At 67.0% G+C, this 11,638-nt stretch carries 6 protein-coding genes; 1 reads left to right on the top strand and 5 read right to left on the bottom strand.

Translation table 11 applies throughout. The features are described 5' to 3' along the window. Window positions 1-6: 6 nt before the first annotated feature. The gene (gene cyoA, locus SH203_RS06915) at window positions 7-1,224 is read right to left on the bottom strand and encodes a ubiquinol oxidase subunit II (RefSeq protein WP_234989409.1); all 1,218 of its coding nucleotides are present in this window, start codon (window positions 1,222-1,224) and stop codon (window positions 7-9) included. Window positions 1,225-1,437: 213 nt separating this feature from the next. Here cyoA and SH203_RS06910 point away from each other — a divergent pair, with 213 nt between their 5' ends. After that, window positions 1,438-2,790 carry an MFS transporter gene (locus SH203_RS06910; RefSeq protein ID WP_087120098.1) on the top strand — a complete coding sequence of 451 codons (1,353 nt, stop codon included), beginning with the start codon at window positions 1,438-1,440 and terminating at the stop codon, window positions 2,788-2,790. Between the two features lie 79 nt (window positions 2,791-2,869). Here the strand turns inward: SH203_RS06910 and SH203_RS06905 are convergent, their stop codons facing one another. The 4 genes from SH203_RS06905 to SH203_RS06890 form a co-directional block, all read right to left on the bottom strand. Next, window positions 2,870-4,540 (bottom strand): alkaline phosphatase, encoded by a 1,671-nt coding sequence (locus SH203_RS06905; protein ID WP_087120097.1) that lies wholly within the window; start codon window positions 4,538-4,540, stop codon window positions 2,870-2,872. A 10-nt stretch (window positions 4,541-4,550) separates the two neighbouring features. Next, window positions 4,551-7,073, bottom strand: coding sequence for a TonB-dependent receptor (locus SH203_RS06900; protein ID WP_087120096.1), 2,523 nt, complete (start codon window positions 7,071-7,073; stop codon window positions 4,551-4,553). Window positions 7,074-7,192: 119 nt separating this feature from the next. Further along, the gene (locus tag SH203_RS06895) at window positions 7,193-8,533 is read right to left on the bottom strand and encodes a hypothetical protein (RefSeq protein WP_143275692.1); all 1,341 of its coding nucleotides are present in this window, start codon (window positions 8,531-8,533) and stop codon (window positions 7,193-7,195) included. A 21-nt stretch (window positions 8,534-8,554) separates the two neighbouring features. Continuing rightward, window positions 8,555-11,623, bottom strand: a complete 3,069-nt coding sequence (locus tag SH203_RS06890) for a TonB-dependent receptor domain-containing protein (RefSeq protein ID WP_087120094.1) — start codon at window positions 11,621-11,623, stop codon at window positions 8,555-8,557. Between the last annotated feature and the right edge of the window lie 15 nt (window positions 11,624-11,638).

Raw genomic sequence — 11,638 nt, 5'->3', positions numbered from 1 at the left:
GATCGCTCAGGCGTTGGGTGCGGAGCGGACGCCGATCGGCGCCGCAGCGAAGGCGCCGGGCGCCCCATTGTTCAGTGCGGCCAGCGAAGACCGCTTGGGCGACAGGCCGCGCCCGGTCAGACGATCCAGGCTGGTCGGCGCGACGACCGTGTCCAGCGCGGCGCGGCGAACCCGGTCGGCGGCGGCCGCCTCGGCCTGCAGCGGCGTGCAGATGGTCATGACGTAGCTGTCGTTGGAGCCGAAATAGGCCGGCGACTTACCGCGCCCGGCGTATTTGTCATAGACTAGCGGCATGGTGTTGCGCACCGAGGCCATGGTCATGCCGCCCTGTTTGTCGATGGCTATCATCTCGCCCATGCACATCTTGCCCGGCTCGACGCACATATTCAGGATCGCGTCCCACAGCATGCCGTCCACGCTGGAGAAGTGCATCGCCGGCGCCTTTTCGCTGGGTTTTTCCAGCTCCAGATAGCGGTCGCGGTCCAGCGTCTGACCGCTCTGGCGCACGCTGGCGATCCATTGATCGAAACCGGCCTGGTCCAGGCCATGGAAGGCGAAGCGCATGTGCGAGAAGCCGTCGCCGGAATAGTTGGCCGAGAAGCCTTCATACTCGCCAGGGCGGTTGATGACGGCGTGCAGTTTCGTCTCCATGCCAGGCATGGCGTAGATCTGACCGGCCAGGGCGGGAATGTAGAAGCTGTTCATCACCGAGGACGAGGTGATGTGGAAACGGATCGGGCGATCCACCGGCGCGGCCAGTTCATTGACGGTGGCGACGCCGTACTGCGGATAGATGAACATCCACTTCCAGTCCAAGGCCACGACATTGACCTGTAGCGGCTCGACGTTCTCGGCGACGGCCTGGCCCGGCTTGATCCGGTCGATGGGGCGATAGGGATCCAGCAGGTGGGTGCCGGCCCAGGTCAGGGCGCCCAGGCAGATGATGATCAGAAGCGGCGCGGCCCAGATCACCAGTTCCAGCGAGGTCGAGTGATCCCAGTCCGGCTGGTACTCGGCCGCCTTGTTCGACGCCCGGTACTTCCAGGCGAAGAAGACGATCAGCCCCATCACCGGCAGGATGATGATCAGCATCAGCAGGGTGGAGACCATCAGCAGGTCGCCCTGCTGGGTCGCCACGTCGCCGGCGGGTTTCAGGACGACCAGGTCACAGGCCGACAGCAGGGCCACGACGGGCGCGAGCAAAAGTAGGCGCAGACGGCGCAAGGCGGATCCAATCGGAAAGCGTCGGGCAAGGGGGAGGCGCCGCGACGGTTGGCGTTCGAACTGCGCCCGATAGTCAGCTTCGATCTGGAACGACATTGGACAATCTGTCCTATCCTCTTGCGGCCGCTTTCATCGCAAAGGGCGCCCGTTCATAATGCGGCCAACCGCCGTAAGCCTCAAAAGATTACTGTCTCACACGGAGCGACCAAGCCCATGTCCGCCTCGACGACCCCTTCGTCCGAGTCGCTGGAACGCGACGCCGCAGCCCTTCACGAGGGGCACGGCAAGGTTGACGCCGGCGAGATCGCCATCGGCGTCATTATCGGCCGAACGTCGGAGTTTTTCGACTTCTTTGTTTACGCCATCGCCTCCGTGGTCGTGTTCCCGCAGCTGATCTTCCCCTATGCGGGCGCGGTCGGCGGCACGCTGCTGTCCTTCGCCATCTTCGCCCTGGCCTTCCTGTTCCGCCCGCTGGGAACGGTGCTGTTCATCGCCATCGACCAGAAGTTCGGTCGCGGCGCCAAGCTGACCACCGCCCTGCTGCTGTTGGGCACCTCGACCGTGTCGGTGGCCTTCATCCCCGGCTATGAGAGCATCGGCATGTGGGCGCCGGTCCTTCTGGCCCTGACCCGCATCGGTCAGGGCGTCGCGCTCGGCGGCACCTGGGACGGCCTGGCCTCCCTGCTGGCCCTGAATGCGCCGGAGAAGAAGCGCGGCTGGTACGCCATGATCCCGCAACTGGGCGCGCCCATCGGCCTTCTGGTCGCCTCGGCCCTGTTCGCCTTCTTCCTGAACACCCTGTCGGCCCCCGACTTCTTGGACTGGGGCTGGCGCTATCCGTTCTTCGTGGCCTTCGCCATCAACGTCGTGGCCCTGTTCGCCCGCCTGCGGATCGTGGTGACGCCCGCCTTCCAGAACCTGTTCGAAACGCGCGAACTACAACCCACGCCCGTCGGTCAGGCCATCCGCGACGAAGGCCCCAAGATCGCCATCGGCGCCTTCGCCCCCCTGGCCAGCTTCGCCATGTTCCACATGGTCACGGTCTTCCCGCTGTCGTGGGTTCTGCTGTTCACCAACGAGACGCCGGTGCGCTTCCTGGTGATCGAGATGGTCGGCGCCGTCTGCGGCCTGATGGCCATTCTTGCGTCGGGCGTTCTGGCCGACCGCTACGGCCGCCGCACGCTGCTGGCCATCACCGCCGCCGGCATCGCCGCCTTCTCGGGCTTTGCGCCCCAGCTGCTGAACGGCGGCGCGGTCGGCGAACTGGTTTTCATGATCTCGGGCTTCATCCTGCTGGGCCTGTCGTTCGGCCAGGCGTCGGGTCCGGTGGCGTCCAGCTTCAGCCTGACCAACCGCTACACCTCCTCGGCTCTGACCTCTGACCTGGCCTGGCTGTTCGGCGCCGGTTTCGCCCCTCTGGCGGCCCTGTGGATCTCTAGCGAGTTCGGCCTGATCGCCGCCGGCGCCTATCTGCTGTCGGGCGCGATCTGCACCCTGATCGCCCTGTGGCTGAACCGCGAACTGGCGCGCAGCTCCTCCGACAAGGACCGCGCCAAGCCGGTTTGATCGCAGTCGGCGACGACGCAAAAGAACAGGGCCCGCAGTCGCTGCGGGCCCTGTTTTCGTTTCGGCTGAGTCGTCGAAATCAGGCTTCGGTCATGTCGCCCTCCGGCGTGACCACGAAGGCCTTCAACCGTTTCAGCTCATACGGTTTGGCCATGATGGTGGACACGGCCCACAGCTCGCCGGTCATCCGCTCGCGCGTGATGTTCAGCAGCACATAGCCCTTGGCCGTCTGGTCGCAGAACTTGACCTCCGGGTTGGCGGCGGACAGGGCCACGCCCAGCGGCAGACCGCCGACGTGATCGCCGGGCGAAGGGCTGGAGATCGAGGACGTGCCGAACTCCACCGCCCGGCGCGCGCCGGCGTTGTCGTACAGCGTGTTGACCCAGAAGGCGTGGCTGTCGCCCGCCAGCACGACCGGCGAAACGCCCGCCGCCGCAAAGGTCTGATACAGGCGCTCGCGCCCGGCCGGATAGCCGTCCCAGCTGTCCAGATTGAACGGCAGGCCCAGTTTGAACAGCTGGATCGCCGCCTCGACCTGGGGCCGCACGTCGGCAGGCAGGCTGGCGACCATCTGCTGCACCTGTTCGGCCGGCATCATGCGCGAGATGTCCGGTCCCTTGACCCGCGCCATGACCACCTGATTGCCGATGATCTGCCACGGACGCCCGGCCGCCCTGGACCGGGTGAGCGTCTCGCCGACCCAGCGCCGCTGCGCCTCGCCCAGCAGGTCGCGATCCCGCGCCTGACGCAGGGCCTCGAAGGCCGCGACGTCCGGCGCGCCTTCCGCCGTCTTGGGAATGTCGGCGAAAGTCAATTGCCGGCCCCGCGCCAGCAGCCGCGTCTCCACCATGGTCAGAGTGGCCAGATCGCCAAAGTCGAAGCTGCGGTTGATCGCCTCCTTCAGCGTGTCCGCCCTGGGCTCGCGGATCGGCATCCATTCGTAATAGGCCCGAAGCGCGGCGGCCTTGCGCGTGGCGAAGTCGCCTTCGGTCGCAGGCTGGTGGTTTTCCGCCCCGGTCATCCAGGTATCGTTGGCGACTTCGTGATCGTCCCACACGCAGATGAAGGGCGCGCGGGCGTGGGCGGCCTGCAGATCGGGATCGGTCTTGTACTGGGCGTGACGGGTCCGATAGTCGGCCAGGGTCACGATCTCATGCGGCGGCTGGGGCGCCCGGTTCAGCGCCGCCCCCGACGTCATACCGTAGTCGTCGGCCGCCGCGCCATATTCATAGATGTAGTCGCCCAGATGCACGATGGCGTCCAGCCGATCCAGCTTCGACAGGGCGTCATAGGCGTTGAACAGTCCGCCGGGATAAAGCTGGCACGATACGACGCCCAGCGTCAGCTCTGGCGTCGCCCCTTCCGGCAGGGTCCGCACCCGCCCGACCGGCGAGACGGCTTCGCCCGCGACGAAGCGATAGACATAGTCCTGACCGGGCGACAGCCCTTGCCCGTCCAGATCATGTTTGACGGTGAAGTCCCTCTCGGCCGACGCCTTCAGACCCGAGACGCGGCGAACGATGTCGCGGAAATCCGCATCGCGCGCGACCTCCAGCACCACGGAGACCTCCCCGCCCGACGGATCGGCCGGGGTGACGCGCGTCCAGAAGACGGCGGATCGTGCGTCGGGATCGCCGCTGGCCACTCCGTGCAGAAAGGCGACCCGGCCCGTGGCGGCGCCCTGCGCCAGGGCGGGCGTCGCGGCCCCCGCCCCCATCAGCCCCAGCAGACTGCGGCGATCCAGTTTCATCTCAGGCGCCTCAGAGCTTCAGCTTGAACGTCAGGCCATAGGCGGCCGGGCGTCCCGCGATGAAGGTCGGCATGCCAAGGCCGTCGCCGGTGTTTCCGGCGTCCTTGATGTATTTCTCGTCCAAGATGTTCTCGCCAAAGGCCTCCACGCCCCAGTGGGCGCCGTCGGGCGCATAGCGAATCCGCAGGTTCAGCAGGCCATAGGCGTCCTGATATTCGTCCTGGATCAGGTCGGCGATGATCGCGCCGCGGGCTGTCGTCTGCAGGTCCGGGCGGTCGTTGTCGTCGTCGAAGAAGATTTTGGACTGCCAGGTGTAGGTCGGCTGAACCTCGAACGCGCCGCCCGCCGTCGGCAGCCGCCACGTCGCGCCGATCGATGCGGCATGGTCCGGCGACAGGCGGAACTGGTTGCCGTCATAGACGCCGTTGCCGAACCGAGAGTGGTTGTAGGCATAGGTGGCGAACAGGTCGAACGTCGGCGACAGGGCGAAGTTGGCCTGGCCTTCGAAGCCATAGGACTTGGCCTCACCGGCGTTGGTGGTCACGAAGGTCGTGCCCTGCTGCACCGTCGTCTGGAAGTTCTGGTAGTCGTAGAGGAAGACCGCGCCGTCCAGCCGCAGCCGCCCGTCCATCAGGGCCGACTTGGCGCCGACCTCGTAGCTGTCGACCGTCTCCGCATCGACGGGGGTGAAACGCGCGGCCACGCCCGGCGCGGACGGCGGGCGGGCGCTGACGACTTCGGGACGGCGGCCGCGCGCATAGTTGGCGTAGAGATTAGCGTCGTCGGTCAGGGCGTATCGCGCCGTGACGCGCCAGGTCACGCCGTCGTCCCTGGAGTCGAAATAGCCGAAGTCGCCGTTGTTCGCCGTCGGCTGCGAGGTGAGACCGAACAGCGGGAAGACGCTGGCCGGCAAGGCCAGATAGGCGGGATTGGCCAAGGCCCCTAGGAAGGTCGAAACCTGCGCCGACGGAACGGCGCCCGCCTGCACCGCCAACAGACCGCCCAGGGTCGAGCGGCTCTGCACCGAACTGGCGAAGCCGGTGGTCTTGTCGTCGCGGGTGTAGCGCACGCCCGCCGACATCTCGAACCGATCGGTGAAGGCGTAGGTCACATCGGCGAAGACGTCGTAGGAGGTCAGTTCCGAACTGTTGATCGGCGTCTCGATATGCGCCGGCTTCAGATTGGCGGCGATGGGGCCGGCGAAGGCGCCGGCGCCCAGCGGCGTCAGCAGCCCGCCCAGCGCCAGTTGCGCGATGGTCGGATAGGCGGCCATCGGCAGGGTGCGATCCCCGGCCGCCGTGGGCGCACCGTCCAGTAGACCGGCCAGCTGGACCAGCAGCAGCCGCTCGTCGAACTGCGTAGGCGTGCGCTGATACCCCTTTTCGTGGAACCAGCCCGCGCCGACGAAGCCGCTGAGCCGCCCGCCGTTGTCGAAGCCCAGGCGCAGGTCCTGGCTCCACTGTTCGCCGTGGGTGTCCTCTGCCGCCGTCAGGATCGGCAGGGAAACGCCGTCGGCGTCGAAGGTCTCGTAGTTGGTGAACTCGCGATAGGCGGTGGTCGAGTTCAGCGTCCAGTCGGCGTTCAGGTCGACCCGCGCCAGTCCCGTCACGCCCCAGACCTCGCGGTCCAGACCCAGCGCCTTGCCGCCGTCGAAGGCCGCGCCCGGCGTCAGCGCCGCCCCGTCCCACGGCGCTTTGCCGCCCAGCACCGCGCCGGTGTTCGGATCGGCGGGCGCATAGGCGATGGATTTGAACGAGGTGCCGGACGCCTTGTCCTTCTGATAGTTGCCGATCACGTCGAACCGCAGGGCGTCGGACGGCGTCCAGGCGCCGGACAGACGGACGGCGCGGGTGTCGATGGAATTATAGTCCTCGCCGCCCAGCAGATTATCGACCGAACCGTCGCGGGTCTTCAGCCGCGTGGCCAGACGCAGGCCGGCGGTCTCGCCCACCGGCAGGTTCAGTGCGCCCTCCACCATGCGATAGCCCTCGTTGCCGGCCTCGATATTGGCGTAGGCGTCGGTCACGCCGGGCCGCGCCCGGTTCTGCACCAGATTGACCGCCCCGATCAGGGCGCCGCGCCCGTACAGCGTCGACTGCGGCCCCTTGGCCACCTCGACCCGCTCCAGATCGAACAGTTCGACGTAGGAGCCGCGCGACTTGGAGATGGACACCCCGTCCTGGAACACCGACACCCGCGGCTCGGCCGTGGCCGATCCCGAGTCGGAGGTGATGCCGCGCATCACGAAGCCCGGATTGTTCGGAGACTGGTTCTGCACCAGGAAGCCGGGCACGAAGGCCGACAGCTGATCGAACTCCTGAACGCCCAAATTCTCCAGGAACTGGCCGGAATAGGCGGTCAGGGCGAAGGGCACGTCGATGGTCTTCTGTTCGCGCAGCTGGGCGGTGACGATCACCTCGTCCACGGTGCTGACCGGCGCGGCCTCCTGCGCCCAGGCGGCGGTCCCGCCCATCATGGCGGTCGTCAGGGTCGCGGCGGCCAGCAGGCGCGCCTTCAGCGTGGTCTTGAACATCGGATTCCCCAGATTCGGCTAAGCTGGGGCCGTGCCTACGCGCGGGCCATGTCGGCCGAACGACGCCGCCGCGTCGTCTTCGCAACGCCGGAAAGACAGACCGGCGACGATTGATCCGCCTACCGACGAGGCGACGCGCCATCCGCCGAAGGGTGGAAGTCCGGGTCGAAATAGCAGCCGCCGTCATAGCGCGAGGCCGCCGCCTGACACAGGGCCGCGACGCCGGCGGGCGTCGGCCTGACGCCGTCGTCCAGCCAGCGCATCATGGCCTGGAAAAGACCGACATATTCCGGCGTCGCCAGCCGGCTGTGCTGGTCTTCGTCGGTGAAGGTCTGGACCAGCAGGTCGGAGCGCCCCGCAGCGGCGACCGTATCGCGATAAAGCGCCTCGTTCGACACGAAGGCCGTCGGGTCGTTCTTGGCGTGGATCGTCAGGGTCGGCGCCACGATCAGGCCGCTGAGATCGGCGTCATAGGCCAGACGCGCCACGCCCATCGGATCGGCCGTGAACCGAGAAACGCCGGCATTCAGCGCCGCATCGTCATGCGATCCCTGATAGACCGTCCGGCTGTTGTCGAAGGGATTCAACCCGTCCAGACGGCGTTGAACCATGTCGCGGAACAGGAAGGTGGCCCAGGACAGATGGGCGACCAGCTGATCCTCGCGGATGCCCGTCACAGCCAGTATGTCGGCCAGATTGCGTTTCTGCGCGGCGGAGCGCCGGGCTTCCGGCAGGCCGACCCCGGTGCAGGTCTGGACCCGCTCGGCCAGTTGCGCGCGGGTCATGCCGCTGTCCGCCGGCAGGCCCTGCCACAGCGGATACTGCGTTTCGTCCGGGCGCGGATGGTTGCGGCAATAGAACTGATAGACGGCTCTCAAATCGGCGCGGAAGCGATAGGTGCGCGTGCCGCCGCCGATCACGCCATTGGTCAGGACCACGCCGTCCCACACCACCTTGCCCTCGGCGTCGCGGGCATAGAGTTCGGCCGTCTTGGCCGCGACATTGCCGCCCCACGATTGACCGTGCAGCAGGGTGCGACGCGGGCGACCGAAGGCGTCCCAGAAGATCTGGCGCAGGTCGTCGGTGTCCTCGGCCGCCATCCGCACGCCATAGCCGCCCCGTCGATAGGTCGAGCCGGCCCAGGCGAAGCCCTCCTGCACCGTCATGGAGAACCGCTCCAGGTCCTCCAGCGGATCGTTCGCCTCCGGCGCGCCCGTGCGCGGCCCCCCGTGGGCGTGGACCACCAGCACGCCGTTCCAGGTTTTGGGAACGGCGATCCAGTAGAAGCCGCCCTTGGCCGCCCTGCCCGTCCAGCATCGCGTCTGCGCCGGCAGGAAATCGGGACAGGTCGCGACCGTCGGTGCGGGATCAACGGCCGTGCGAGGCGCCGCCGCCGAAGCGGTCGGCGCGATCAGGGCGGCGACCAGAGTCGTCAGGGTCGAAAGCACAGGAAGCCTCATCGCGCCGCCCTTCCCTTTTCCTCAGAACGTCTTGGAGACGTTGACGTACCAGTAGCGGCCGTAGGGGTTGTAGAGCGCGCCCAGATAGCCCGAAGACGTCAGCGGCGGCTGCTCGTCCGTGATATTGCGCGCGCCGACGCGGATCGTGGCGTCCGAGGCGAATCCGGCGGCCTTCCCGAACTCGTATTGGCCGTACAGATTGGCCGTGATCTGGCTGTCGACCTGCCAGGAATCGCCCTGGGCGCTCAGGAAGCCGGTCTCGGTCACGGCGCTGTTGTACTGGGTGAAGGCGCCGACCTGCCACGGGCCTTGCGACCAGGTGAAGGAGCCCGTCACCCGCCACTCCGGCCGACCGTTGCGGGCCAGCAAGGTCTGCGACAGCGGCAGCGGCGTCAGGGCGTTGATCTGTCCCGCCTGGCGCGCTTCGAACAGCGAGTCCACCAGGGCGCCGGGCGACCGATCGAATTTGGTCAGATGCGCGGCGTTCAGGCTGGCGCGGAAGTTGCCCCACGGCGTGCCCCGCAGTCGCCACTGCATGCCGATGTCCACGCCCTCGACGGTCTGAGGCAGCAGATTGATGAACTGATCGCTGATCGAGACGATCTGTCCGACCGGCGTGATGCCCGTGCCGTCGAACAGCGCGATGTCGTCGGCGTTGACGGGCGCGCGGGTCACGTTCGGGTTTCGCGTGCCCTGAAGGATGTTCAAATAGTCCAGCACCACATTGGGCTGGGCGCCCAGCAGGCCGACGATCTTCTCCTGCTCGATCTTCCAGCGGTCGATGGTGAAGGTGAAACGGCCGAATTGCTCGGGAATGAACCAGGGTTGCAGGACCAGACCGATGGACTGGTTGGTGCTTTCCTCGGGCTGCAGATCGGGGTTGCCGGACACCAGCAAGGACGCGCTGGCGGGTTGGGAACACTCGTTGAACTTGAAGTTGGGATCTTTCCGAAGCTGCGCCTCGCAGCGCACATAGTCGTTGGTGGTGGCCAGGCGGCCGTATTGGGCCGCATTCGTCTGCTCAAGGTTCGGCGCGCGGAAGCCTTCGGAATAGGAGCCCCGGATACGCACCCCCTCGATCACGTCCCACGCCATGGCGATCTTGGGTTTGGCCACGTCGCCGAAGTCGGAATAGTGCTCGTAACGACCGGCCAGTTGCAGATCCAGGCTGCGAACCAGCGGGATGTTCATCTCGGGCGAGACGACCGGCACGGCGAACTCGACATAGGCCGAATAGACCTCGCGCTTGCCATAGGTGTCGGGGTTGGAGCTGACGGCCGCGATGTTGGACTGGCTGACGTCGCCAGACACGCTGTCGCGGAAGACGTTGGTTCCGTCCAGATCGGCGTCGCGGTCGTCACGCTGGGTCTCCCTGCGCGCCTCGACGCCCAGGGCCATGCCGACAGGCCCGCCCGGCAGGGTGAAGATGTCCGCCCGGCTGACCTTGAAGTCCCACAGCGCCAGGGTCGTCTTGGACGTCCGCGTCAGATCGGTTGTGATGGCGTCGATGGCGGCCTGGGAGCTGGGCGTGCAGTCGCCATAGTTGGTGTCGTTCACGCAGCCGCCGCTGAACGGATTGTAGGCGTCCGGCGTCGACAGGGCCAGATTGGCCTGCAGGGCGGTCAGGTTGACGGCGTTGGAGGTGTCGGTGGCCTCGGCCTCCGAATACAGCAGCGCGCTTTCCCAGTCGAAGCCGCGCCATTCGCCGCGCAGGCCGCCCAGGAACCGGGACTGCCAGTTGTCGACGTCCACGACCTGGGCGCCCAGATCGTTGAACCGATAGCGGACCAGCTTCACCGGCGTCCCGGCGACGGGAACATTGGTCAATCCCGACAGGCGATTGGGGTTGCGCGTGCCGTCGGCGAAAGTCACCGGACCGAACGGGTTCCAGTAGTTGCTGGCCGGAATCCACAGTTGGTTCAGCAGGATGGTCGGCGGCTGAATATTCTGGGTGGTCGCCGTGTAATAGCCCAGCTCGCCGAAGGCGGTGACGCCGTTGTCCAGGTCGTAATGGCCCGAAACGAACAGGTTCAACCGTTCGATGTCCGGGGACTGGGTCGTGCCGCGCGCGCCATCGTAACGCAGCTCGCGCGCGTTGGTGTAGTTGACGTTGCCGCTGGCCAGACAGACGTCGCCGCCCACGGGCGCCGTGCAGCCATAACTGGACGGCTGATTATGGAAGGCGCCGGCGCCGGTCGTCAGATTGGTCGATCCGCGCTTCACCTGGAACGGCGCCAGGAAGTTCGCCCACGGGGTGTAGGACGACCGCCCGTCCGCGTCGGTCGAATTCTCATAGCCCGGCACATTGGCGAACAGGCTGCGCCGGTCGTCGCTAGCGGTATAGGGCTCGTCGCTGGCCAGCTGGGCCGTGCGGTTGGTGTAGTCCAGGAAACCCGACAGATTGCCGCGCTCGAAGTCCTTGCCGGCGAACAGGCCCAAGGTGAACTCCCGACGATGGGTGCCCTCGGCGCCGCCGTACTGGGCCTTCATCTGCAGCCCGTCGAAGTCCTCGCGCAGCACCGTATTGACCACGCCGGCGACGGCGTCCGCGCCGTAGATGGCGGCGGCCCCGTCCAGCAGCACCTCCAGCCGTTCCAGCCCCGACACCGGAATGGCGTTGGAATTGTAGCTCAGCACCGGCACCGTGCCCGTGTCCGACGTGCCCTGACTGGTGGGGTGTTGAACGACGCGGCGTCCGTTCAGCAGGACTAGGGTGTTGCCGACGCCCAGCGAGCGCAGGTTGACGGAGTTGACGTCGCCGCGCGCCGCATTCGACGTCTGGGGATTGTTGGCGCTGGAGAACAGCACGTCGCCCATCTGGGGAATGGAGCGCAGCAGGTCGTCGCCGCTGACCGCGCCCGTGGCGACGATCTCTTCCTGGGTGACGACCGTCACCGGCAGGGCCGCCGTGGTCGAGGCGCCGCGGATCTGGGAGCCGACGACGACGATGTCCTCGACCTGGGTCGTCTGCGCGTCGTCCTCGGTCGGCGACGGCGGGGGCGCCGACTGCTGCGCGGCGGCGGCGGTCGAGATCGTCAGCACGGCCGAGGCCGCGCTCGCCATCAGGGCGAACTTGAATTGGGTCTTCATGGTTTCCTCCTCCCG

It is taken from the genome of Brevundimonas sp. SH203 (assembly GCF_002157625.1).
In the GTDB taxonomy this organism is placed as follows: Bacteria; Pseudomonadota; Alphaproteobacteria; order Caulobacterales; family Caulobacteraceae; genus Brevundimonas.
Note: the sequence above shows the minus strand (reverse complement) of the source record. Positions and strands in the feature narration are given on the sequence as shown.

Coding starts and splice junctions, on each gene's coding strand:
- SH203_RS06895 (WP_143275692.1), bottom strand. CDS start 8,533: ATGAGGCTTCCTGTGCTTTCGACCCTGACGACTCTGGTCGCCGCCCTG.
- SH203_RS06890 (WP_087120094.1), bottom strand. CDS start 11,623: ATGAAGACCCAATTCAAGTTCGCCCTGATGGCGAGCGCGGCCTCGGCC.
- SH203_RS06910 (WP_087120098.1), top strand. CDS start 1,438: ATGTCCGCCTCGACGACCCCTTCGTCCGAGTCGCTGGAACGCGACGCC.
- SH203_RS06900 (WP_087120096.1), bottom strand. CDS start 7,073: ATGTTCAAGACCACGCTGAAGGCGCGCCTGCTGGCCGCCGCGACCCTG.
- SH203_RS06905 (WP_087120097.1), bottom strand. CDS start 4,540: ATGAAACTGGATCGCCGCAGTCTGCTGGGGCTGATGGGGGCGGGGGCC.